This window comes from Vibrio sp. 10N.222.51.C5 (assembly GCF_041474575.1).
Classification (GTDB): Bacteria; Pseudomonadota; Gammaproteobacteria; order Enterobacterales; family Vibrionaceae; genus Vibrio; species Vibrio crassostreae_C.
The window spans coordinates 94,820-119,592 of sequence record NZ_JBFRUJ010000046.1; the positions used below are offsets into that span (position 1 = coordinate 94,820).

Annotated in this window: 24 protein-coding genes; 14 read left to right on the plus strand and 10 right to left on the minus strand. The window is 44.7% G+C overall.

The genetic code is table 11. The features are described from left to right. Window positions 1-915, minus strand: coding sequence for an L-threonate dehydrogenase (gene ltnD, locus AB4558_RS14735; protein WP_372158889.1), 915 nt, complete (start codon window positions 913-915; stop codon window positions 1-3). Window positions 916-1,195: 280 nt separating this feature from the next. Here ltnD and AB4558_RS14740 point away from each other — a divergent pair, with 280 nt between their 5' ends. Further along, window positions 1,196-1,954, plus strand: coding sequence for a DeoR/GlpR family DNA-binding transcription regulator (locus AB4558_RS14740; RefSeq protein ID WP_017072299.1), 759 nt, complete (start codon window positions 1,196-1,198; stop codon window positions 1,952-1,954). A 180-nt stretch (window positions 1,955-2,134) separates the two neighbouring features. Then, window positions 2,135-2,596 carry a hypothetical protein gene (locus AB4558_RS14745; RefSeq protein WP_017060924.1) on the plus strand — a complete coding sequence of 154 codons (462 nt, stop codon included), beginning with the start codon at window positions 2,135-2,137 and terminating at the stop codon, window positions 2,594-2,596. 43 nt (window positions 2,597-2,639) lie between these two features. Here the strand turns inward: AB4558_RS14745 and AB4558_RS14750 are convergent, their stop codons facing one another. From AB4558_RS14750 to AB4558_RS14765, 4 genes are all read right to left on the minus strand, one after another. Further along, on the minus strand, window positions 2,640-4,871 hold the full coding sequence (locus AB4558_RS14750) for a hypothetical protein (RefSeq protein ID WP_372158890.1): 2,232 nt from the start codon (window positions 4,869-4,871) through the stop codon (window positions 2,640-2,642). A 431-nt stretch (window positions 4,872-5,302) separates the two neighbouring features. Then, a complete protein-coding gene (locus AB4558_RS14755; RefSeq protein ID WP_017060926.1) occupies window positions 5,303-5,641 on the minus strand; it encodes a hypothetical protein in 339 nt (112 codons plus the stop codon). Window positions 5,642-5,840: 199 nt separating this feature from the next. Further along, entirely contained in the window at window positions 5,841-6,815 is a 975-nt protein-coding gene (locus AB4558_RS14760; RefSeq protein WP_372111714.1) for a Gfo/Idh/MocA family protein, read from the minus strand. Between the two features lie 3 nt (window positions 6,816-6,818). Then, window positions 6,819-7,142 carry a putative quinol monooxygenase gene (locus AB4558_RS14765; protein WP_229648088.1) on the minus strand — a complete coding sequence of 108 codons (324 nt, stop codon included), beginning with the start codon at window positions 7,140-7,142 and terminating at the stop codon, window positions 6,819-6,821. Window positions 7,143-7,248: 106 nt separating this feature from the next. Between AB4558_RS14765 and AB4558_RS14770 the strand changes: the two genes are divergently transcribed. Continuing rightward, the gene (locus AB4558_RS14770) at window positions 7,249-8,106 is read left to right on the plus strand and encodes a LysR substrate-binding domain-containing protein (RefSeq protein ID WP_017069718.1); all 858 of its coding nucleotides are present in this window, start codon (window positions 7,249-7,251) and stop codon (window positions 8,104-8,106) included. Between the two features lie 28 nt (window positions 8,107-8,134). Here the strand turns inward: AB4558_RS14770 and AB4558_RS14775 are convergent, their stop codons facing one another. The 3 genes from AB4558_RS14775 to AB4558_RS14785 all read right to left on the minus strand — a co-directional run bounded on the left by AB4558_RS14775 (window position 8,135) and on the right by AB4558_RS14785 (window position 11,003). Continuing rightward, complete coding sequence (locus AB4558_RS14775; protein ID WP_372158891.1) at window positions 8,135-9,343, minus strand: winged helix-turn-helix domain-containing protein; 1,209 nt, start codon at window positions 9,341-9,343, stop codon at window positions 8,135-8,137. A 34-nt stretch (window positions 9,344-9,377) separates the two neighbouring features. Beyond that, the gene (locus AB4558_RS14780; protein ID WP_017060931.1) at window positions 9,378-10,025 is read right to left on the minus strand and encodes a DsbA family oxidoreductase; all 648 of its coding nucleotides are present in this window, start codon (window positions 10,023-10,025) and stop codon (window positions 9,378-9,380) included. Window positions 10,026-10,205: 180 nt separating this feature from the next. Then, window positions 10,206-11,003 carry a Cof-type HAD-IIB family hydrolase gene (locus AB4558_RS14785; RefSeq protein ID WP_017069716.1) on the minus strand — a complete coding sequence of 266 codons (798 nt, stop codon included), beginning with the start codon at window positions 11,001-11,003 and terminating at the stop codon, window positions 10,206-10,208. 262 nt (window positions 11,004-11,265) lie between these two features. On the opposite strand from AB4558_RS14785, the gene AB4558_RS14790 reads away from it, so the two are divergent. The 5 genes from AB4558_RS14790 to arsB all read left to right on the plus strand — a co-directional run bounded on the left by AB4558_RS14790 (window position 11,266) and on the right by arsB (window position 15,226). Further along, a complete protein-coding gene (locus AB4558_RS14790; protein ID WP_017064013.1) occupies window positions 11,266-12,429 on the plus strand; it encodes a glycosyltransferase family 2 protein in 1,164 nt (387 codons plus the stop codon). After that, window positions 12,426-13,088 carry an START domain-containing protein gene (locus AB4558_RS14795; protein ID WP_017069715.1) on the plus strand — a complete coding sequence of 221 codons (663 nt, stop codon included), beginning with the start codon at window positions 12,426-12,428 and terminating at the stop codon, window positions 13,086-13,088. The genes AB4558_RS14790 and AB4558_RS14795 overlap by 4 nt, the downstream gene beginning before the upstream one ends. Before the next feature lie 31 nt (window positions 13,089-13,119). After that, window positions 13,120-13,527: a glycine zipper family protein gene (locus tag AB4558_RS14800; protein ID WP_029235181.1), complete on the plus strand. Its 408-nt coding sequence runs from the start codon at window positions 13,120-13,122 to the stop codon at window positions 13,525-13,527. A gap of 192 nt (window positions 13,528-13,719) precedes the next feature. Beyond that, window positions 13,720-14,061: a helix-turn-helix transcriptional regulator gene (locus AB4558_RS14805; RefSeq protein ID WP_017064015.1), complete on the plus strand. Its 342-nt coding sequence runs from the start codon at window positions 13,720-13,722 to the stop codon at window positions 14,059-14,061. Window positions 14,062-14,170: 109 nt separating this feature from the next. Further along, window positions 14,171-15,226 (plus strand): ACR3 family arsenite efflux transporter, encoded by a 1,056-nt coding sequence (gene arsB / locus AB4558_RS14810; protein WP_136975877.1) that lies wholly within the window; start codon window positions 14,171-14,173, stop codon window positions 15,224-15,226. An 89-nt stretch (window positions 15,227-15,315) separates the two neighbouring features. Here the strand turns inward: arsB and AB4558_RS14815 are convergent, their stop codons facing one another. After that, a complete protein-coding gene (locus AB4558_RS14815; protein WP_136975879.1) occupies window positions 15,316-16,206 on the minus strand; it encodes a LysR family transcriptional regulator in 891 nt (296 codons plus the stop codon). 130 nt (window positions 16,207-16,336) lie between these two features. Between AB4558_RS14815 and AB4558_RS14820 the strand changes: the two genes are divergently transcribed. The 6 genes from AB4558_RS14820 (at window position 16,337) to AB4558_RS14845 (ending at window position 23,675) form a co-directional block, all read left to right on the plus strand. Continuing rightward, window positions 16,337-16,768, plus strand: a complete 432-nt coding sequence (locus AB4558_RS14820; RefSeq protein ID WP_136975880.1) for a PACE efflux transporter — start codon at window positions 16,337-16,339, stop codon at window positions 16,766-16,768. 448 nt (window positions 16,769-17,216) lie between these two features. Next, window positions 17,217-18,071: an MIP/aquaporin family protein gene (locus AB4558_RS14825; protein ID WP_004732234.1), complete on the plus strand. Its 855-nt coding sequence runs from the start codon at window positions 17,217-17,219 to the stop codon at window positions 18,069-18,071. A 59-nt stretch (window positions 18,072-18,130) separates the two neighbouring features. Further along, complete coding sequence (gene glpK, locus AB4558_RS14830) at window positions 18,131-19,654, plus strand: glycerol kinase GlpK (RefSeq protein WP_065206658.1); 1,524 nt, start codon at window positions 18,131-18,133, stop codon at window positions 19,652-19,654. A gap of 292 nt (window positions 19,655-19,946) precedes the next feature. Next, the gene (locus AB4558_RS14835) at window positions 19,947-20,732 is read left to right on the plus strand and encodes a DeoR/GlpR family transcriptional regulator (protein WP_004732237.1); all 786 of its coding nucleotides are present in this window, start codon (window positions 19,947-19,949) and stop codon (window positions 20,730-20,732) included. A 268-nt stretch (window positions 20,733-21,000) separates the two neighbouring features. Further along, window positions 21,001-22,560: a glycerol-3-phosphate dehydrogenase gene (gene glpD / locus AB4558_RS14840; RefSeq protein ID WP_372158892.1), complete on the plus strand. Its 1,560-nt coding sequence runs from the start codon at window positions 21,001-21,003 to the stop codon at window positions 22,558-22,560. 302 nt (window positions 22,561-22,862) lie between these two features. Then, entirely contained in the window at window positions 22,863-23,675 is an 813-nt protein-coding gene (locus tag AB4558_RS14845; protein WP_372158893.1) for an SDR family NAD(P)-dependent oxidoreductase, read from the plus strand. Window positions 23,676-23,774: 99 nt separating this feature from the next. Here AB4558_RS14845 and AB4558_RS14850 read toward each other — a convergent pair whose 3' ends face one another. Then, a complete protein-coding gene (locus AB4558_RS14850; RefSeq protein ID WP_004732242.1) occupies window positions 23,775-24,671 on the minus strand; it encodes a LysR family transcriptional regulator in 897 nt (298 codons plus the stop codon). Window positions 24,672-24,773: the final 102 nt, after the last annotated feature.

A 24,773-nucleotide genomic window follows, 5' to 3' on the forward strand; every position in this document is an offset into this window, starting at 1 on the left:
TTACTTCTCCACTTTTGGTGTATTCACACCCGGTAGATCAATACCTTGGAATACCTTAATAACGGCGCTGTCATCTTCTTGTCCAAAGCCAGCATTGCTTGCGCTCACAAACATATTCAGTGCTGCACTGGATAGCGGAAGTGGGAATTTAAGATCCTGAGCCGTATCGGATACTAGATTGAGGTCTTTAACAAAGATATCGACCATAGATTTTGGAGAGTAGTCGCCATCCACTACGTGCTTCATACGGTTCTCAAACATCCAAGAATTGCCCGCAGCATTGGTCACTACGTCGTACATAAGATCTAGAGGGATGTTTGCGCGTGCCGCTAATGCCATCGCTTCCGCGCCTGCAGCAATGTGAACACCTGCAAGTAACTGGTGAATAATCTTCACAGTCGCGCCAAGTCCAACCGCTTCGCCAATGTTGTAGACTTTTGCTGCAGTTGCATCGAGTACAGGAGCCAGAGCTTCAAATGTACTTACTGCGCCTGAAGCCATAATGGTCATTTCACCGGCTTCTGCTTTTACTGCACCACCTGAAACGGGAGCATCAAGCATCACAAGACCGTACTCAGATAACTGAGCTTCGATTTGTTTTGCGTCTTCCGCGGAAATCGTCGCCGATACCATAATCGGTGTATTAGGTCTTAGTGCCGCCGCAAGACCAGTCTTAAACAGTACCGTGTTAACTTGAGCAGCATTCACAACTAATATCAAAACAGAATCAAGTTTGCCTGCAAACTCAACCGCGCTTGTAGACACCGCTTTTGCGCCATATTCACCCAAGTTTTCAAGCGCTTGCGGATTCAAATCGAAACCATATACATCAAGGCCTGCACGCACGCATGACTTCGCTGCGCCCATGCCCATAGAACCTAAACCGATAACACCAACAGATTGAACTTCTTTCATAGCAAGATGCCTTTCACGTAATTATTGAATTCTAGATTTGTTAATTCTTGTTTATGTTTGTGATTATATGTGAAGCAATCGAATGCGACTTAGTGACAAGTCACACATTTAACAAAAGTTAACATTAATGAGTAATTTAACCCTTTAGAGGCATTAGATAAGGGTAATTTCGGCATCAATCACAGTTCTAATTGCTATTTCACAACAGATATTCACAGATATTCACAAAACAACCAAAGATTGATAGGATGATGAAAAATAAGAACATAGAAGAAGAATCATGATTCCAGCGGAACGTCAGAGAACCATTTTGTCACTATTATCACACCAAGAAGTGATCAGTATTTCTGAGCTTGTTGAGCACTTAGAGGTGTCTCATATGACTATTCGTCGAGATATCGTAAAGCTAGAGACATCAGGGAAAGTGATTTCAGTTTCGGGTGGCGTTCAGCTGACTAAAGCACTTCACAGCGAATTGTCACACGACATCAAGGTAGAACAGCAAGCAAGCGAAAAAGCTCAAATAGGTCAACTAGCTGCTCAATTGGTTCCTGAGTATTCGACTATCTACTTAGACGCTGGAACAACCTCTTTGGAGATCGCTCACCAACTTGCAGGGCGAGATGATCTGCTTATCATCACCAATGACTTCGCGATTGCCGCATACCTAATGAACAGCACACAATCTGAGATTTACCATACTGGTGGCAAGATTGACCGTGAAAATCAATCGAGTATTGGGGGAAAAGTAGCTGAGTTCTTGGCAGGGATGAATATTGATATTGCGTTTATCTCTTCTTCATCTTGGAATCTAAAAGGGCTCTCGACACCTTGTGAAAATAAGGTATTAGTCAAACAAGCCATTGTTCAAGCAGCTCATTCAAACTATCTGATTTCAGACTCAACCAAATACGGACGTATCGCTACTTTCCACGCCTTAGATTTAAGTGCGCTTGATGGCGTGATCACCGACATTGATCTTTCGAGTAGTGTGATTGATGAGCTTCAAGACAAAGGCATCAAGGTCATTAATTCGTAACGGATCCCTCATCAAATTTCAGGCTCACCAACCAAACATTCAGAGCCTGAATACCACCACTCCAAAATCATCTGTTTATCTACTCGACAAAAATAATTCTTACAATTAAGCGTTTATATTCATTAATAATATTGGCGGCGGGCGGCATAATAGCCGCGAATCCTTCTAACGAGTTTGGTTATGTTCTACAAGCGTCTTTTGGTATTGGCTTTACCGCTTACTTTTGTGTTTCCCATCCATGCTGAAACGTTTGGTGAGCGAATGGCGCGCATCGAACAAGAGAATGTACTGGCGAAAACCATGAGTGAAGAACAAGTTGAATTGATACAAAAAGTCGTACAGACCAACCACTGCGCTAAAGTGGCGTTAACCCATCACCAACGCATTTTGGGGCAATATAAGGTTGAGACGTCTTCTTCTGAGTTATTCGTAAAATGGCGTCAACTCGGTAAGCAGTTAGACGCTCAATACGAGACAGATTACCCCGGCTACCCTAAGCACGCTTTTCAAGAATATCCTGCGGCTTCAAGCAAAGTCGATGGCTACCTTTTTGCTCTAATCGACAATGGTTTAAACGAGCAATCGTGGATCGCCAAAGAATTTAAGCAGTGTAAAAAGAATAAGCTCATATCCCGAACCTAAGCTCTAGTCTGCTCTGGTTCGAGAGTGCTCACTCGCATTAGTTCTAATAAAGTAAGAACAGCCCTTCATAAACGCCAATTTCTATTTCACTCACATAGTCACCAACGTTACCGTTAGCATCAACAGGTTTCATTGGAACATCCAGCGCGATGGTGAGTTTTGCCGCGTCATAAAAGCTCGGATTCTTACCGTGGAAATCCGTGCGATACAACACACGACCATTGCTGAACTCTCTCGCTAACACCATGTCCTCAGGGCCACCAGCAACCACCTGATTTTCAGATTGATACATAAAGTACGTGAACGTCGGTAGAACGTGAGTGATACCATTGGGCAGATCAGCATGCACCATTTCGTTCATCGAGGAATCGCCAACGATGGTGTAGTCAGCAGGCTGAGGTGTCGTTGTCGAAAGCATCAAAGGAATCGGCGCAAAGCCATGTGGGATTTGATGACTCGGCTCTCCCAAGTCAACGGCCAATAACGAACTGGGTTGGTAGGCGATGTTTTTAGGGACACCACTTTGCCAGAAAGTGTCAGCCGTCGTATTGCCACTTCCATAGACGTAACCATTGTTCCACTGATTAAAGTAGCTATGTTGAGCGTGTCGATTGAGGTGGTAGATCGCTAGGGTCGAGTATTGGTCTTGCTTCCAATTATCTTCACTATTTCCAAGATACTGAACTCGCCCATAACGCGTTGTCGCCTGAAAAATAACACTTTGCCCATTGTAGGCGAGCGCAGAATTATCCCAGAATTTTGAGATCCCCGAGTAACCACTAAACCCAGTAGACGGAAAAATGTAGTGCTCGCGTAAATACAGAGAGCCCGCCTCGCTAAGATGAGACTGTCCATTTCGACCCAGTAAGTTCGCGGTTCCGATATTCAACCCAATCGACGCATCACTTTCTAAAGCAGAAAGATTTTTGAGAAACGCTGAAAATTGTTGCTTGTAGAGATCATCCGCTTGATTCGAACCCGCAACAGCTCCTAACTCTTGAACATGCCCGCCAGAGTGAACATAGAACTGGTTCGAGCCAATGAGTTTATTTGTGTCGTCGTTGTACGCACCATTCAAACCTTGTCTTGCCCAGCTTTGCTTGTAGTAGCGATGAATAGCAGATAGATAATCCGCGTTTGCGACGTTCGTTAGCGACCAAGATGAGTTAGCGCTCCACATTCGACCAAATGGCACCACTCTTGATTCCCAACGAAAACGTGCTGTCGCGTTCTTATTGGTTCGATTTCGATACTCGCTTGGCGACAAGTAGTTATCACCATCTAGATCTGCAGACACATCAAAACCACGGATTTTTCGCCATTGGCTGATAGCATTGCGGTCCGGGGTTGAAGTCGGAGCATCGGTTAACTTGACGGTTGGAAAACTGTTTTTGAGTTTTACTTCTTTTAAACGCGGCCTGTCGTCGGCATTCTCACTTTGCCAACGAACTCTCACAACGTATAAGCGCCCACCATCTCTCAAAAAGGTTGAACCAAAATACTGGCCGCCGCCATAACTCGCACCGCTCCCATCATGAGTTGTAGCTCTTAACCAGTTATCCGGAAGGTTCCAGATCACCGATTGGTTTTTGGTCATATTGAGCGTTTTGTCTTTCTTTACATCAAGCCTTTCCCATTGTGAAACCCTACCCTGAGAATCAATAGCAGTTGGGTATTCAATCCAAAATTCACCGCTGCCAGCAAACTGTGAGAACTTAAAGGTCAGCCGTTCGAACTGTTCAGCATGATAGACATACAAAGCCCCACCCTGTTCGAAATTCTCAAACACATCGGCATCCCACGGAGGCTCTTGATACAACCAAAAACCAGCATGGTCTTCACTGGCTGTATAACCCAAGATCATAGGTTTTCGGTTTAAAAGGGTCTTTTCACCATGAGTTTTATCAACTTCGGCAATGACAGTATCTTCAGAAAAGTGCAGGAAATAGTCTTCGAAATTGAGGCCTTCTAACTCAGCTTGGTTACGGAGATCGTTCTCCAACCAACCCGAGTTCATCGCCATGACTTGGTTGTACATATAACCAATTGTCGTGGCCCGCTCATTGTCGGCTTTGTCGGCATAAGCTCCGAACACAATATCACTGTTGGAAATTTCCCAATCAATGACGGCATTCGTAGATAGTGGGGAGCCCAAAAGATCAACACCAACTTCATGTTGCCCTGGCATCACAACCGCTGTACCAACAGCAAAAGCGTAACCAGCGATTAAACATGACGGTATGAGTGCGAGCAGCCCAGAAATGTAGGTTTTCATGATTCAAATTTCCTAATCGATACTGTCATGCCTTAAATCACAAAACGAAAAGTCAGCCAACTTACGTGTCAATTTAGGAATCAAAATACGAAAAAAGTATCGACTACATGGCTCTATTGTTCAAGTGCTCGTCTGTCTTGTTTCATCGGTGGCAAGTAAAACGAGCAAATGCCGATTCAAAATCAATGCATTAAGGAAAATATAAGTTTTTGTGATTTTAATTTTATTTGGAAACCAAGTATCTCCGGCTAACGAGAAATCAGCTCAGATTTTCTCAAAATGAGAATAATACGGTTTGGAAGATGAGAAGTTATCAGAGCCTAGAACTCAGAATAGGACTTGGATTTGCTGTATCGAATCTCAGTTTGAGCGCCACACTATTGAAACTCAATTTGGATAGGCTGTCTAAACAAGAACGATGACAACGCTCCTTAAAGCCTCTTGTTCCACTTCCCTTGATGGTCGCGATCGCAATTTTCTTGCGTATCGTAGCTAACATGCTTATCGATATTCTTCAGTTGAATTCCAACTTGATTGAACGCTTGTTGAATAGCCCCTGAGACACTCTGTTGACCTTCGCCACTTAAGAAGTTCGTTCTATCCTGATTGGTATCGAATACACAGACAATTTTCAAACTTTGCGGAAAAGATGAGAAGTTGACCGAGTGAGTCACCCATAAAAAACCATCGAAGCCTTTCAGCGTGTCTTCACAAACGTCAGTTAACACGTCTCTGATTTGATTCTCGATTTTCTTATCTGATTTACGCATGCGGCAAAGGTCCTATTTAACACCTTAAAAAATAAGGTTTTTCGGTCAGTTTCGTACTAGCTGATATTGGACACTGTGGCGGTTTCAAATGCAAAGTATTTATTGGGGAGAGTCGACTGGAAGATATAGAGGAAACGCCTCATGTTTGATAGCTTACGAGGCGATCAAACATGAGACGAGTATAGAATTTACTAAAACATTAGCTCGCCGCTTGTTCCCAATCAGTTAATAACTTCATGATTACGCGAGAGTCTTGATGAGTTGCCATTGGCGCAGCAAGTTGTGTGTCACCTCGCTCAACCGCTTGGCGAATATTACGCACTTGATAATGGAAGCCATCGCCTTGCGCTTCGACTTTCACTTCACGTTTCGACGTTTCATAGATCTCTACCGTACACGTATTTTCTTCGGTCGGTAGCCATGGGTTGGTGTCGAGTGTGATGCAGCCTTTACTACCTATAATCGTAAAACCATGCTTTAAGCCGTGGTCTTCTGCGGTGTGGATTTGCGCGGTAAAACGCTCGTTGAAACGCATCATTGCCGATGACTCGCAGATGTTACCATCTTGACCACGTCGGCCAATGGCTGAGATCTGCACATCATCAAACACACTCTCACCAAACTGGTGTTGCGCGACAGAGTGAATCAGCGACATTGGGTAACAGCCAAGGTTGTATAGCGCGCCTTTGCTCGCAGGATTCACGAACTGATCAATCGCCGCAACGTAGGAACCTTGAATTGAACGCACTTCGCCAATCTCACCAGTTGCCAGTTCTTGATGAAGCTTGGTGATAAGTGGATGGTTTAAATACATCAAACCTTCAGCAAAGAATACGCCCGCTTCTTTCACGGCTAGTAAAGCTTGCTCGGTTTTTTCCATATCTACCGACAAAGACTTCTCACACAAGATCGCTTTGCCTTTTTGAGCCGCTTTAATCACATACTCATGATGAACGTGGTTTGGTAGAGCAATGTAGATAATGTCGACCGACTCATCTTCAATCAAGGCTTCATAGTTGTTGAAGGTTCGTGTTGGCTGGTATTGGGCAGCAAACTCATTGAGTGTTTTCTCTGTGCGTCCAGCAACAGCATACAGCTCACTTTGAGCATCGCCTTTAATCGCATCCGCCATTACGCCTGAGATAAAGCTGGTTCCTAGGATTCCCCATTTCATGTCTTAGATCTCCTGCTCTTGTGCTTTGATAGGCCCACGTTGCGTTTCGAATGCTTGAACCAACTCGGTAATATCACGCTCAATAAACGCTTGGGTATGAGGCATCACAAAGTGCTGATTGATCGCCTCGCGGTTTACGTATTGCTCAAGCAAGATCACACGATCGCTTTGGCTTTGATCATAGGTTGCAATTGCTTGTAGGCAGCCCGGTTCGCTTTGCATGTCTAAACAAAACTGTTCGATAGCTTCGAGCGCAGCTGCTCGTTCTATGTTGGTTTTGATCTTAAGTTCGGCAGTAACAAAGATAGTTTCATTCGTTTGAGGCATTGCACACTCTTATTTTAGTTAATTATCGGTTTGCCATTAATATAATTAACCCCTAATAATTGATAAACTCACCTTTTGTTTATTGTTTATCAACCAAGAGTGTTCAATGGATAAGTTAACCAGCATGAAAGTCTTCGTCTATGTGGTGGAACAAGGTAGCTTTCGCAGCGCCGCAAACCACTTCAACCTGTCGGCGACTATGATAAGCAAACATGTCCATTCCTTAGAAGCCAGTTTGAAGTCTCAGCTGATCCACCGCACCACGCGTAAGCAATCGTTAACCGATTCAGGACAACTTTACTATCGTGAGTGTAAGCGAATTCTCGAAGACATCAGCAATGCAGAGAACCTGATTCAGACCTTGGAAAATCAACCACAAGGCACGGTAAAAATCAACTGCCCTGTCACCTATGGAAACAAGGTACTCGCCCCTATCGTAGCTAAGTTTCTCGCGCATCACCCAACCATTAACGTTGAGCTGATGTTGAATAATGACCTTGTTGATCCTTATTCATCTGACATTGACCTGATTGTGCGAATTGGTGACCTATCCGATTCAAGCTTGGTCGCAAGGTATTTAGGGGATTATGAGATGTGTTACTGCGCGGCGCCCGCTTACCTAAACCAACATGCTGAAATCAGAGTATTGGAAGACTTGGCACAACACCCATCGCTTGGATTCAGTTACAGCAGCCAAGCTCCTCACGCCACACCGAATAAAGAACGTGTGCGCTTGATGTCGAATAATGGTGATGTGTTGCGGTATGCCGCCCTGCAGGGTGTGGGCGTGTTGTTGCAACCGACTATCTTAGTCGCAGAAGAGATTGATCGTGGAGCGCTGTTGGAAATCCTACCCGGCATGGCGCCGTTACCAAAGCCGATTCACTTGCTCTACAAAACCAAGCAACTGTCGTTGAAGAACAGAACCTTTGTCGAGTTCTTGTTAGCTGCGTTTGCTGAGTAACTAACCGCTTTCTAAACAACAAAGACCGCTAGACTGTTTGCCATTGGCTCATCAAGCGCTTGCCAAGATCAGAGGGCGTGGTGTTATGGACGATCATCTCATCACATTGGTTGAACACCATGAAGTGTTTTAGTTCATCGCATAAAGCATGAACCAACGACTCATGGTTTTTAATTCGCTCTTCCACAACCAAGTTACGGATATTGAGCAAACCACTCTTCCTGTCGACCTTGCAATCCATTCGTGCCACCAGCTCACCTTGCCACAGAATCGGTAAGCTAAAATAACCAAACTGACGCTTGGCCTCTGGAACATAGCATTCTAGGAGGTAATCAAAGTTGAACAATGATTGCATTCGCTTTCGTTGAATCAGCAGGTTATCAAACGGAGACAGTATCTTAAGCTTGGTTCTGGAAAGAGGTTGATTCAGCAGTTCAAAAGCACCTGGCAGGACATAGTAATCAGAGCCTTGAATATCTACTTTCAGAACCTGCTTATCTTCAAGCATCTGTTGGAGTGCTCTCTGAATCAAAGGCTTTGTGTTCTTGAGTAGGTAGCTCATTTCCGACGCTATTCCAACTCCGTTAGCCTCTAAATAACGTGTTATCAGATGCTCGATGTACTCTTGTTCTGTCGGCTCAGAGGTATCAATTCCGCTCGGTAAAACTCGCTCGGTTAGGTCATACACCTTATGAAAGTTAACTCGGCTTGGCACCATTAAGTCGCCTTGCATGAACAATGTTTCTAATGCTTGCTTGGCCGGTTTACCGCCCCAACCGCCGGGGTTTGGCCTATCCCCTTCAAAATCTTTCGCCATCAACGGCCCTTCATTCTCAATACGTTTGAGAACATGAGCCATCAGTGCGTCATTCTTTTTATACCAATGCTTGAGCTTACCGCTCGCAAAGCCATTCTTGCGGTGTAGGCTGAATCGGAAGTCACGCATGGGTAAATACGCGGCGGCATGCGACCAATACTCAAATACTTCTCGACGCTCTAACAGCTTATCAAGATAGTTCAGTTGGTAATCTTGATTGCGATTCCAAAGCGTGTGGTGGTGAGCTCGCTGAATCACAGAGATGGTATCAATTTGCACATAGCCAAGGTTTTCAATCGCAGACAACGTGTTCGCCAAAGCGCCCCCATTGCGTTGCTTTTTAGGTGGCAACTTCTTAGGCGGCAGCTTTTGCGAAAGCAATACCAGTTTTTGCGCTTGAGCGAGTGACAGTGATTCCATGAAATTCAGACTCTAATTGATAGCAATGATCCGTTTATGATTCAGCAATAAGCTCTTGAAGAATCTGCTTGTAGGTTTCTACCGTCTGCGCGCCCGTTACTGCACTCTTACGGTTGAACACCACAGTAGGAACCGCAGAGATCCCCATGCGTTGCCATTCAAACTCTTGCGCTTCAATTTGCTTCAAGTTGTCGGTGTTCTTTAGGCGCTTCAGTGCCTTCGTTGAGTCTAAGCCAACCGCTTCAAGCTCTTGTGCAATGACTTCAAGATCGGACAGGTCTTTTTGCTCTGTGAAGTGAGCAGCAAAGAAGCGTAGCTTTAACTCAGTCTGTTTGCCGTGCGCTAGTGCAAAATCGAGAAGTACATGTAGATGACGTGAATTGACCATTCTCATACTGTCATAGAAATTGAAATCGAAACCAACCGCTTGGCCGCGAGCCGAAAGCTGTTCTCGTGAACGTTGGCTCTCTTCTGCGCTAGAACCGTATTTTCTCATGATATGGGCACGCAGGTTTTCGCCCTCTTGCGGCATGTCAGGGTTAAGCTCAAACGGCTGCCATTCAAGTTCAATCTGGTCTTCTAAACCAAGTTCCGCAACGGCTAGCTCTAAGTTTTTGTAACCGACTACGCACCACGGGCACATTACGTCAGAAATAATATCAAGTTGAAGTTTCTTGCTCATAATCATTCCAAATATCGTTACTAAGGCGTATCCAATTCAAAGTGAATACCCATCTTTCTGGTTAGACTACAACAAGCTGAACACTCGTTCAAATTTAACTCAATACAACAGCAGCCAACAAAAAAGCCAACTCATTTTCACGAGTTGGCTTTGATAAAAATCGAATCTAGCTTAAGAGCGTTACGCTAGCAACTTCTCAAGTACTTGGAACACACCCGCGTCAACGTTACTTGGCGCTCCAAAACGCGCGATCTCTTTTAACTTTGGATGCGCGTTTTCCATCGCGTAAGAGTGGTAGCTCTCTTTAAGCATTTCCAAGTCATTTAGGTAATCACCAAAGCTCATGGTCTGCTCGTAAGTGAAACCTAATGTGTTCTGTAGATGTTTAATCGCCGCACCTTTTGACGCTTCAGCGTTCATCACATCTAACCAAATTTTTGCGCTTACAACCACTTGGTAGTTCTCACCGAATTTGGCATCAATAGTTGGGTTCACTTTCTCTTGTGAACCGTCGAAGTGACAGATAGCCACCTTGATGAAATCGTCTTCTACCGCCAGTAAGTCTTCTACTTGCTCACGGCGATGGTAGTACTTAGAGATCTCCGCCAGAGCACGCTCATCTTTGGTTTCGATGTATGCCGATTTCTTACCGCATAGCACCACATGCGCGCCTTCAATAGCTCGAGCTTCTTTAATGATCTCTTTAATGGCATCGGTATCAAGCAAGCAGCTGTAAAGTTCTTGGCCTTTGTGCATCACTAATGTGCCGTTTTCAGCAATAAACATCATGCGATCTTTAAGCGGGGAAAATGTTTCTAGCAAGCTGTAATACTGGCGGCCAGACGCGGCAGCAAAAATAATATCTTGCGCTTCTAAGCGCTCATAAAGATTGAAAAACTCAGGGTCGAGCTTTCCATGCTCATCGAGTAAGGTGCCATCCATATCAGTCGCGATAAATTTGATGTTTTGTTGGGGCATGTCGGGCGTACCTATTATTGGATTATGATCATTCGTTATCTTGAGTAACGGTTCTGGGTTCGATTATATCGCTAGAGTCGCTGGTGAATACAATGCTTATTTTACCGCCTGTCAGTCACTGTTTCACATCTTTCCAAGGCAAACGCTAACAGAAGCGCATTCCAGTTTGAAGGGTTAAGTCCTACATACAAGATGTGCGTTAGGTCACACTCCACTATATTCTTTCCTGTCTCTCCATCACTTTATTCCGACCACAGTCATTATGATTTTAGCTATTATTACGACCTTGCTTTGCATCGTTACCGTCAAGTTTCTAATCACACTTGCGAACTTAGAGCGCCATCGTATTCACATTGAACCTAAAATATCGTTCAAAAGAACTGAGTGGCCGACTGTTTCCGTCATTATTCCTGCGCGAAATGAAGAAGACAATATTGAAATCAGCCTTGGCTCTCTATTGAAGCAGAGCTACCCAAAAGACAAGTTTGAAGTCATTGTTGTTGATGACTTTTCTACTGACTCAACCCGTGCAAAAGTAGAAGCATTGATCAGTAAGTTCGACGTTAACGCGCGCTGTATTTCAGGTAGAACGTTACCGACCGGATGGCTTGGTAAGAGCAATGCATGTATGGCTGGCGCACTCAACGCGAGCGGTGAATATGTGTATTTCATTGATGCAGATACCGATTCAGCACCCGCGATGCTACAGAGCGTTATCGACTTTGCTATCCAACAAAAAACTGATCTCTTATCGTTTAATCCAAAACAAACTTTTGCGTCTGTGGCAGAAAAAGCGACCTTGCCGGGCATCTTTCTATCGATCGCATCTTATATGAACTTTAAAAACTCGAACGACATGACTAAGGAAGAAGCGATTGCTAACGGTCAGGCGATGTTGTTTACCCGAAAATCCTACGACGCAGTCGGTGGACACGCCGCAGTAGCAAACGCGATATCGGAAGACATCGCCTTTGCAAAAGTCATGAAGGTCAATGGATTTAAGATTTTCTGGGCATTTGCAGACAAACTAATGAGTACGCACATGTATTCAGACTTCAACTCAATCTGGGCTGGCTTTTCCAAAAACATGAATCTTATTGTGAATTGTCAATCGCAAGCACAAGCTTTAAAAGTCTTCATCAAAGCCAACATCATCGCATGGGCGGGACCGCTTTTGATGCTGGTATCGGCGAACGCCTTCATCAGTGACATGTCTGCCATTCATGCTTATTCGCTCATTGTCAGCTCTGTGATGCTCTTGGTGTCGATCGTCACCTACTTCATTTTGGTTAAGGAACTGTTTGTTCCCGCAAAATTTGCGTTAACCGTACCCTTCGGTATTTGTGTTCAAAGCCTACTCGTGCTGAACAGTTACCGCTTATCTAAAACCAATAAAATCAGCTGGAAAGGGCGCTCATTAACATGATGAATAAGATTATTACTTTGCTTCTTCTTGCTTGTTCAGTTTCGGTGTTTGCATCAGACACCGATGGCTGGTCACTGGCACGCGATAAAAAAGGCATCGAGGTTTATAACCGTAAAATTGAAGGCAGTCACTTTAAAGAATTTCGAGCAGAAGGCGACATCAACGCGTCCCTCACTTCTATTATCGCACTCTTTATCGATACCTCTGTTGGCACGCAATGGGTAGAAAACATCGATGACATGGAAGAAATAGAGCATTTTAGTGCGGCGCACACGATCACCAAAACCTATACCAAGGCACCTTGGCCAGTTGCCGATCGTGAAGCTATCGTAGAGAACGTCATCACTCAAGATCCAGAGACGATGGTTGTCACCATTGGTCAGCATGGTAGGCCTGATTACCTGCCAAACAATAATAAAAAAATCATCAGAGTGGCTGAATTAGAGGCGAGTTGGATCCTGACACCAATCGACGAAAACACCACCCATATCTCTTATCGAGTATTGAGTGATCCAGGTGGCGATATTCCGTATTGGCTCATTAACATGGTGGCCGTTTCTCAGCCTTACAACACGCTTCGCGGGTTATCTAAGATGTTGGATTCTGGTGAGTACACCGATCGTCGCCTTGATTTCATCGAGAACTACACGTCACTTTAACAATGCAATGAATACTCTAGAGGTCTATATTGTGAAATTTCCATTCTCTCCAATCGCAGCGATATTGCTTGTAGCATCAAGTTCAGTATTTGCTAATCAAATTATTGTCGATACTAAAGGTGTTGATGAAACACAGTATCACGCCGATCTGTATGAATGTGAGCAATACGCTCAACAAGTGAAGCCTGAAGAGGTCGATTCTCTTGGCAGCGATATTGTCGGTTCAACCGCTAAGGGTGCAGCGCTGGGTGCGGTTGGTGGAGCCGTCTCTGGCGGGAGTGGTCATGATGGTGCAAAAATTGGTGCTGGCATCGGTATTATCAGCGGCGCTTTAAAGCACGGTGCTCAAAAAAGACAATCCGCCGAGCTATCTGAGCAGCAGAAGTTTCAAGTGAATCGTAACTGTATGATCAACCGAGGCTATACCGTTCTTAACTAGCGGATAACCGAGCAAAATGGCGTTTAATCGATGTTCACGCCATTTTGCGTAGCTGAGTCAAAGCAGAGTTCAACCATAGTCCCTGAATCGCCACCTTAAAGTTCGTTCAAATAGACAGTGAGCATTGACCCCTATTTAAAATAGGCTTATCATTAATCGTCTTTTAACGATTAATGAAAGTGAGACGTCAATATGAACTCAACTTGCTCGACATCTGGTGGCTGTTCTCTGCCCATCGAACACGGTGATGCTAAAGCAGAAAAGCAAATGGCCGCACTGGCGAAAGCACTCGCTCACCCAGCAAGAATACGTATATTGAGTATCCTTTCCACGTTAGAAAAATCGGGCGGCTGCTTGAACAGTGATCTGGTGAGTGAATTGGGTTTAGCTCAATCAACGGTATCAGAGCACTTAAGAATATTGAAAGCCTCAGGTTTTATTACGGCTGAGTCGATTCCGCCGAAGATGTGTTACCGCATCGACCGCGACAATATTCAACGCTTCGAATCGATATTTAACAGCATTTTAAAATAGAAGTTCACGCTTGAATGATCGGCTTTGATAGCCTTTACTTTTAAGCGTGTTTTTTTGCCACAACCAATCGTTTTTCGACGATTTACGATATCAACTAAGAGAGATTATCATGAAACCAAAGTTAGGTTTTCTAGATCGCTACTTAACACTGTGGATTTTTATTGCCATGGGCCTTGGTGTACTACTCGGCACCCTATTCCCACAGATCGAACAGTGGAACGATTCAATGTCTGTTGGCACCACTAACATTCCGCTTGCGATTGGCCTTATCTTAATGATGTACCCACCTCTGGCTAAGGTTAACTACAACCTGCTAGGCACTGTGGTAAAAGATAAGAAAGCCATTAAGCTCTCTTTGATCATGAACTGGATCGTTGGTCCAATTCTGATGTTTGTATTGGCACTAACTTTCTTGGGAGACCACCCAGGTTACATGGTTGGGGTGATTCTGATTGGTCTTGCTCGTTGTGTGGCGATGGTTCTGGTTTGGAACGACATCGGCGGCGGTAACAAAGAGTACGGCGCGGCATTGGTTGCTCTAAACAGTGCATTCCAAGTGGTGAGCTACAGCTTTATGGCGTGGTTGTTCATCAGCGTTCTTCCACCAGTATTTGGTTACGAAGGCATGTTGGTTGATATCTCGATGATCGACATTGCACACAGTGTACTTATCTACCTAGGTATCCCATTCCTAGCGGGCTTCCTAAGCCGTAAGATCCTTGTGTCGATGAAAGGCGAGCAGTGGTACAACGACGTATTTATTCCACGCATCTCTCCAATCACACTGATTGCACTACTGGCGACTATCGTTCTGATGTTCAGCCTGAAAGGTGAAATGATTGTTGAACTGCCAATGGACGTTCTATTAATTGCGGTTCCACTGACTATCTACTTCACTGCGATGTTCTTCATCAGTTTCTTCATCGGTAAAAAGATGGGCATCGAGTACGACAAGAACGCATCAATTGCATTTACAGCAACAGGTAACAACTTCGAGCTAGCGATTGCCGTGGCTATCTCAGTATTCGGTATCAACTCAGACCAAGCGTTTGCAGGCGTTATCGGTCCACTGATTGAAGTCCCTGTGCTGATTTACCTTGTGAACGTGGCGCTTAAGATGAAAGACAAGTACTACAACGGTCATACGGTTAAACCTAGCGTATAGCATCTACGTCTACACCTAGAACTAGAACTAACAAAAAGCAGCATCACTTTGAACAGAAAGGCTCACACGTTAAACGGTGAGCCTTTTCTTTATTCAGTTTCGTCTAATAGGCCTTTCAATGCTTGTTCAAGCCAAAGTAATGCAGGACCTCTTGAGCGTGTTTTAGACAGAACAAGATCAACCGGAGGCGACCAAGTTTTATGGTCAAATGACACATTCACCTCTACCAAGCGCTGTTTAATAAGCTCTTCTTCAACAAGGTGTTTCGGTAAGTATGCCCAACCGATATCGCTACCAAGAATCATCTCTTTAATGACGATAAAGCTGTTTGACCACCATACCTTTCCGGCAATCAGCGGAAACTGATCCATCACCTTACCTTTGTCTCCCCTCAACATTAACTGACGATGCGGGAGTAAGTCAGAGAGTTTCGCCACACCTGTTTTTGCGAGCGCATGACTTGGATGACACACAGCAATAAACGGTAAGTGACCGATAAAGCAAGGCTCAGAACCGACATCAAAAGCCAAGTTAGTAAACATTAATCCAATGTCGGCCCTCTCTTCGATAATTAACGGATTGACCTCTGTTGTGGTACACGCAACCAGTTCAACTTCAGTAGCAGGGAATTGTTGACTGAACTGACTAAGGATCTTAGATAAGTTCGGAACCAGTAATGAATCATCTAATGCAATTTTGATGAGCCCCTCTTCGCCGCTACCCATCGCGTTAACCGTCACATTCAGATCTTCAACCTGAAGCACGATCGCTTTCACCTGTTTAAATAACTGCTCGCCCGCTTTGGTTAGTGAAGGCTTTCGAGTCGAACGATCAAAAAGCTCAACATTAAAATCTATTTCAAGATTACTGATGCCTTGGCTCACCGCCGACTGCACCTTACCCAAATGACGAGCACTGGCAGAAAATGACCCTAATTCAACGGCATACACAAACATTTTCAGCTGTTCAATGTTGTACATTCGGTTTCTCCCAAATCTTACTATCACAAGATGTGATGCTAACTATCTTTATATTATCACTTAAGTAGATATTATCTAGCCAAGTCATTTGCCCATCGGCGGCTATTTAATCGTAAAGAGAGTTAGAAAAATGTCACATAAAGAACGCATGTTGCACATGGTGCTATTTGAAGTGTTCGCACTGATCATGATGGCGGGGCTAGCAACCTATATTACAGGAAACGGCGCAGGTGAAATGGCAGGCTTAGCGCTCGCAATATCATTGATAGCAATGGCTTGGAACTACGTTTACAACTATGGCTACGACAAAATTTACGGAACAGACCGAAGCAAAAGAACCACGAAAACACGGCTGCTACACGGGCTTGGTTTTGAGTTAGGTTTGATGACGGTAACACTGCCTGTATTAATGTGGATACTTCAACTCGATTTCCTCACCGTTCTGATCATGGATATCGGCTTGGTTATTTTCTTTGTTTTGTACGCGATTGGGTTCAACTGGGCGTATGATTCAGTGCGAGATCGGTTGGTTGAAAAAGGAAAAGTGGCAGCTCTGGTTTAGAGCGGTAAGTTCGTCTCGTATAACAAGAACATACACCCAAATGAAAACTGCCAAACTACAAAATAGTTGGCAGTTTATTCATTTATGCATATAAGCTCATTTGTTAACTCCCTTGTTACATAGCAAAAACATCACACAGCCCTCCCTAATTAAGTCTAATAATCCGCCACTCACGAAGTAGCATCACAAATCCAAACATAAACTCCTCGTACCAGTTGCGCATTCATTTACATATAGGTAGTTTGAGCGGCTTCGCAACCTATCAATTCGAGCAATGACGTTCATGCGAGCATCTTTTTCGAGCAAAAGTGTTCGAATTAACATTTCAAGTGACTTTAATTAACAATTTTATGCTCAAACGCTCACTTTTGATGTTCGTTTATTTTCGAGTTCGCAAATATATGCACAATACACGTGCTAGATAAGCAAAACTAAAAAGGACTCGAACATGACAACAAACAAACACCCTTCTTTATTTGGGCAATGCTTGGCTGAATTTATCGGTACAGGATTACTCATATTCTTTGGCGTTGGCTGTGTGGCCGCTCTGGTATTAACTGGTGCGACATTCGGACAATGGGAAATCAGCATCATCTGGGGCTTCGGTGTTGCGATTGCAATTTACTGTACTGCCGGCGTTTCAGGCGCACACATCAACCCAGCCGTAACGATTGCACTGGCCATGTTCCATGGCTTTGATAAAGCAAAAGTGGTGCCTTACATCATTTCGCAACTGCTTGGCGCTTTCTGCTCTGCAGCATTGGTTTACAGCCTGTACAGCAACCTATTTACTGATTACGAAATCGCACATAACTTTGTTCGTAGCAGCCAAGACGCACTATCAACAGCAGGTATTTTCTCAACATACCCACATGCTTCACTTTCTTTCTTTGGCGCTTTTGCTGTGGAATTTGTGATTACTGCTGTTTTGATGTTCGCTATCTTAGCATTAGGTGATGAAAACAACGGCGCATCTCGCGGCGCAATGAACCCTCTACTGATCGGTATTCTTATCGCAGTAATTGGTGGTTCTTTAGGTCCACTGACTGGCTTTGCAATGAACCCTGCTCGTGACTTTGGGCCAAAACTTTTTGCTTACTTTGCAGGTTGGGATTTCGCACTAAGCGGTGCTCGTGATATTCCTTACTTCATCGTTCCAATTCTTGCTCCAATTGCTGGTGCGTGTTTTGGTGGTTGGTTGTACCCACGTGTTATCGGTGCTTACCTACCAGTAGAAGGCCAAGGCTGCACAATTCCAAACCAATGTGAAACAGAAGAAGAAGCTGAACAAGCTCAAGCTTAATCCCTAAGCGACCTTACATTTACTAAAATATAAATAACGAAAGAAAAAGGATTCTTACCATGACCGAGCAAAAATACATTGTTGCCCTAGACCAAGGCACCACAAGTTCTCGCGCTGTAATCCTCGACCACGATGCAAACATCGTTAGCTCTTCTCAAAGAGAATTCACTCAGATTTACCCGAAAGCGGGTTGGGTTGAGCACGACCCAATGGAAATCTGGGCAACTCAAAGCTCTACATTGGTTGAAGCACTTGCTAAAGCAGGCATTCGCAGCGACGAGCTAGCGGGTATCGGTATCACTAACCAACGTGAAACCACCATTGTTTGGAACAAAGAAACTGGCAAACCGGTTTACAACGCAATCGTATGGCAATGTCGCCGTACAGCAGATATCTGTGAAGACCTTAAAGCACGAGGCCTAGAAGACTACGTACGTGACAATACAGGTTTAGTCCTTGACCCGTATTTCTCAGGTACCAAAGTAAAATGGATTCTAGACAACGTTGAAGGCGCTCGTGAAGACGCTGAAGCTGGCAAACTATTGTTCGGTACGGTTGATACTTGGTTAGTTTGGAAGATGACTCAAGGACGTGTTCACGTTACGGATTACACCAACGCGTCACGTACTATGTTGTTCAACATCAACGACCTATGCTGGGACCAGAAGCTACTTGATGAAATGGGCATTCCAGCAGTCATGATGCCTGAAGTGAAGCGCTCTTCAGAGGTTTACGGTCAAACGAACCTTGGTGGTAAAGGCGGTACGCGTATCCCAATCGCGGGTATTGCGGGTGACCAACAAGCTGCACTTTACGGTCAAATGTGTGTAGAAGCAGGCCAAGCTAAGAATACTTACGGCACGGGTTGTTTCCTTCTAATGAACACAGGCCAAGAGAAAGTAACATCGAAGAACGGTCTACTAACAACGCTAGCATGTGGTCCTAAAGGTGAGCCTGCATACGCACTTGAAGGTGCAGTATTCATGGGCGGCGCATCAATCCAATGGCTACGTGATGAAATGAAGCTGCTGGCTGGTGCAGAAGACTCTGAGTACTTCGCAACCAAAGTAGACTCTTCAAACGGCGTTTACGTGGTTCCTGCATTTACTGGCCTAGGCGCACCATACTGGGATGCTTATGCTCGCGGTACGATTGTTGGCCTAACTCGTGGTGTTAACTCTAACCACATCATCCGTGCAACGCTGGAAGGTATTGCTTACCAAACTCGTGACGTACTAGACGCGATGCAAGCTGACTCAGGCATCAAGCTAGCGAAACTACGTGTTGATGGCGGCGCAGTAGCGAATAACTTCCTAATGCAGTTCCAATCAGACGTGCTTGATACTGAAGTTCACCGCCCTGAAGTAACAGAAGTAACCGCTCTGGGTGCCGCTTACCTTGCCGGCCTAGCGGTTGGTTTCTGGGACAGCATTGATGAGCTTCAAGACAAAGCCGTTCTTGACCGCACCTTCATGCCGCACCACGACGAAGAGAAGCGTAACCGCCGTTACAAAGGTTGGAAACGTGCTATCAAGTGTGCACAGGTTTGGTCTGAGCTACACGATGACGATGACAACGAGTGATACTGAGTACTCAGCTAATCGTTAATCATTAGCCGCTGATCTAGGAACTCGAGTAATCTAATCGACTAGATTGTTCGAACCTCAGCAAACGAAACTAAAAAGAGCACTATTTTGTGCTCTTTTTTGCGTTTCAGGCTCAAATTCCGCGTTTTGCGCAGCGTTTTTGCGGTTTAGACATGATTCCTTACCATCATTACTTCTCTCTTTTCATCAATTCGAGCACAATAGCGTGAGTTTATATTTTCGATTTTGACGCGCTAGAGCCCTTTGCGCGCAGGGAGTGGTAAGTTAAGTGAAGCAGATACCAAGACACCAGCAGATTGTAGATCTGGTAAAAACACAAGGATATGTGAGTACCGAAGAGCTCGTTGAAAAGTTCGATGTCAGCCCACAAACCATCAGACGAGACCTCAATGAACTTGCCGATAGCAACAAAATTCGTCGCTATCATGGTGGTGCAACCATTCCTTTAAGCTCAGAAAACACCTCGTATAACACGCGTAAAGCGCTTAACTTCAACGAAAAAGACGTGATCGCCGACGAACTAGTTAAGCACATCCCAGATGGTGCAACCCTATTCGTTGATATCGGTACCACGCCAGAATCGGTAGCACGCGCCCTCAACAAAAACCACAAACAACTAAGAGTCGTCACCAACAACATCAATGTTGCCAGCATCCTTCTGCCTAACCCAGAGATCAAGGTTATCTTGGCGGGTGGCGAAGTGAGAAACCGTGATGGCGGTATAGTTGGCGAAGCGACACTCGATTTCGTGAAGCAGTTCCGCCTCGATTTCGGTATCTTGGGCATCAGCGGCATCGACTTTGATGGCTCACTGCTCGACTTTGATTACCACGAAGTTCGTGTGAAACAAGCTATCATCGAAAACAGTCGCAGCATCTTCTTAGCCGTCGACCACACTAAGTTTGGCCGTAACGCGATGGTTAAGCTCGGTAATATCTCTCAAGCGCACATGGTCTTTACCAACAAGCAGCCACCGGAAGAGATTCTCAACATCCTTAAAGATTCAGCAATACCATTAGAAGTGATCGATACTGCTCGTCCTGTGAGCGAATAACTCAACATAAGTGCCCGGTGAGCCGCTTTCTATAATGAATCACGATTCTTTATAGAAAAGTTAAAAAAGTAAAACTTGCTCACTACCACTGTCGCTTCTATGCTCGAATTAGACTTATTTGAACCTCTGCTTTCATAAGCAGAGGTTTTTTTATGCCCAAATCACATAAAACGCGCATAAACGAAAATAATAAATGACCGCAAACGAAAGTTCATATAGGATTCAATTATGTTCTAAAATGCTCGTTCGCTCAGAAGAGGTCAAAACCATGAGTGCTCAACAAAATAATTCAAACAACAGTACATCTTCCACTTTAGACTTGATCGTGATTGGCGGCGGCATCAATGGTGCAGGCATCGCGGCAGACGCATCAGGTCGTGGTCTAAACGTTGGCTTATACGAAGCAAATGATTTCGCATCTGCAACGTCTTCTGCCAGCTCAAAGCTTATCCACGGTGGCCTACGCTACCTTGAACATTACGAATTTCGTTTGGTTTCGGAAGCACTCGCTGAACGTGAAGTCTTGTTAAGAAAAGCGCCTCATGTTGCTCAGCCAATGCGCTTCCGTTTACCTCATCGACCATTTTTACGCCCAGCTTGGATGATCCGCTGCGGCCTATTCCTTTACGATAACTTGGGTAAGCGCACCACTCTTCCGGGAAGTAAGACAGTCAACCTAGCGAAATCAGGCCTACTGAAACCAGAAATGAAGACGGGCTTCGAATACTCAGATTGCTGGGTTGATGATGCGCGTATGGTGTTGCTTAACGTGTTGGCAGCAAAAGAGAACAACGCAGAAGTTCGTAACTACTGCCGTGTTGAAAAAGCGCACCGTGAAGGTGGTATTTGGCATGTGACGATCCTTGATGTGATGACAAACCAACGTTTTGAACGTAAAGCGAAAGCGCTGGTTAACGCTGCTGGCCCTTGGGTTAAGCAGTTCTTTGATGATGGATTAGAGCAGGCTTCGCCTCGTAATATTCGTCTTATCAAAGGCTCACACATTGTTGTGCCACGCATTCATGACGAACCACAAGCGTACATTCTGCAAAACAAAGACAATCGCATTGTGTTCATGATCCCTTACCTAGATAAGTTCTCGATTATCGGCACTACCGACCTTGAATACAAAGGCGACCCTCGTAACGTCGCAATTGATGATGTCGAAGTGGATTACTTGATTGATATCGTTAACCAACACTTTGTTAAACAACTTGGCCGTGAAGACGTGGTTTGGACATACAGTGGCGTAAGACCGCTTTGTGACGACGAATCTGATTCACCACAAGCGATCACTCGTGACTACACATTGGAATTGGACGCAGAGCTTGATCAAGCACCACTGCTTTCGATCTTCGGTGGCAAGTTAACCACTTACCGTAAGCTCGGCGAAGCGGCGCTTAAGAAGCTTGAGCCACACCTAACCAACATGGGTGCGCCATGGACAGCGAACGACACGCTTCCAGGTGGTAACTTTAGTTGCAGCAGAGAGCAACTTGCGAAGATGATCCACACTAAATACCCTTGGGTATCTGAAGCGTTGTTACTTCGCTACGTGACTCAATTTGGTACTTACACGTGGAAGCTACTGGAAGGCGCGAATAGTGAAGCAGACCTTGGCAGCCAATTTTCAAACGAAGCGCATGGCGTTTATCAAGTTGAGATTGATTACTTGATCAATGAAGAGATGGCGATGACTGACGAAGACATCTTGTGGCGCAGAACCAAGCTTGGCCTGTACACGAGTGAATCAGAGCAGCAAGCAGTAACGGATTACCTGAAAGAGAAACTACAAAGCAAGGTAGTGAGCTTTTCTCAAGTAGGCTAACCCCACCAGCCTAAACATGGTTCAAGAACATACTTAACAACGAAGCTTAGCGTCCCCCGCGCTAAGCTTTTTTATTGCCTGCTATTCCGGCCTAAGAACTCGATCAGATAAATCTCTCGATTGATCGTCTCCTTCGCACGGGCTGAGGCTTTGTTCACTCCCCCATTTTCAACAAAAACTAAATAGTGTTTTATTAATCAGCTTGATTATCAACTTTACAAAAGATTGCTATTCTTTACCTCAACGAAACGACACATTTAGAAACGCTCACTATGTCAGCGCTTTAATAAGGAATCTATTCCATGCAAAAAGTTATTCTGATCACAGGCTCTACCGATGGTATCGGCTTCGAAACGGCAAAAGTACTTGTTCAACAAGGTCACCACGTTTTATTGCATGGACGTAACCCAAGCAAGCTCAAAGACGTAGAGCAACAACTTGTGGAGATCTCTGATGAAGTGAAAATTCAAAGTTATGTGGCAGACTTGTCTGTTCTGGCCGATGTGGATGCGTTGGCTGACGAAATAATTGCTGAGCACGATAAGATTGATGTACTGATTAACAACGCAGGTGTGTTCAACACTCCGAACCCGATCACTAAGGACGGTTTAGATGTTCGTTTTGTTGTGAATACTATTTCACCATACCATCTGACTAAACGTCTGCTACCTGTCCTCGATGCATCTAGCCGAGTGGTGAACCTGTCTTCAGCGGCGCAAGCAGCAGTGAACATCGAAGCGCTAGAAGGTAAAAAACCGCTTTCTGATGGCGACGCTTACGCACAAAGCAAGCTTGCGATCACTATGTGGACTCGCGAGATGGCAAAAGAGTTAGGCTCTACGGGGCCAATGGTGGTTGCGGTTAACCCAGCTTCGTTACTAGGCAGCAAGATGGTGAAAGACGCTTACGGTATTGCAGGCGGCGACCTAAGCATTGGTTCTGATATTCTAGTTCGCGCATCATTGTCTGATGAGTTCGCACAAGTAGGTGGTCAATACTTTGATAACGACAACAACACGTTTGCGAACCCGCACCCAGATGCGATTTACGGCGATAAATCGCAGCAAGTTGTCGCTAAAATTGAAGAGATCATCAAAGCAACGCTTTCTTCATGACAGCTATGCTCAATTGATTTTCTAATTCCAAGAAAAAAGCCCTACGTGACTAACGCATAACTTAGTCACGTAGGGCTTTTTCCTTAAATCTATCTGACTCTACTTTTGTTCCCAATACGGTGGATTACCATAATATTCAGAGAAGTAGTCAATGAAGGCTCTCACCTTTGGTGCAAGTAACCTTGTGCTTGGGTACACAGCCCAAATCGCAGGCTCTGAGGTTAATGGGTAATCTTCTAATATTTGAACCAGCTGACCGCTTTTCAGTTGTTCATAGGCACACCAATTCGACGTCACCGTGATACCCATACCACCAGAGGCTGCGTCTCGCAGTGCTTCACCGTTATCTGCCCTGAACGACCCAGATGCCTTAATCGTCTTAGGCCCGCTTTCAGTATTGAAGGTCCAGTTTTCTAAACCAATCAAGCTAATACACTGATGATCATTAAGATCTCGAGGTGTAGCTGGCTTACCATATTTGATTAAGTAATCAGGCGATGCACACACAATACGCTTGTCTGTCGCCAATTTTCGGGCAATCAGTGTCGAGTCTTTCAGCTCTGAGATACGAATCGCGATATCAAAGCCACCCTCAACAACATCCACCATCGAATCTGATAGCCTGAGATCGACTTTTAACCCAGGGTAGCGTTCTAAGAATCCAGGTAAAGCAGGAACAAGATGCAAACGCCCAAAAGACGCAGATGCGGTAACTCTCAGCGTTCCGGTTGGAGAATCACAGCCCACACCGACCGCCGATTTGGCAGCATCCACGCTCGATAACACTTCTTCAGCATGAGGTAAGAATGCTTCCCCCTCTTCGGTTAAAGAGACCTTACGAGTGGTTCTGTGGACCAAGCGAACGCCTAAATTGTCTTCCAGTTTACTGATGTGCGAGCTTGCAACAGCAGGAGATAAACCAAGCTCTTGCCCAGCCATGCTGATGTTATGTGTGGAAGCTAAACGAACAAACAATTTGAGGTGTTCAATATTCATGAGATTACCAATAAAATCTTAAAAATCGTGTACCAGTAACCCTCATTATGCGTCATTCACATAACAATACAACGTATTAACTCAGTTGAATTGTGAAGAAGT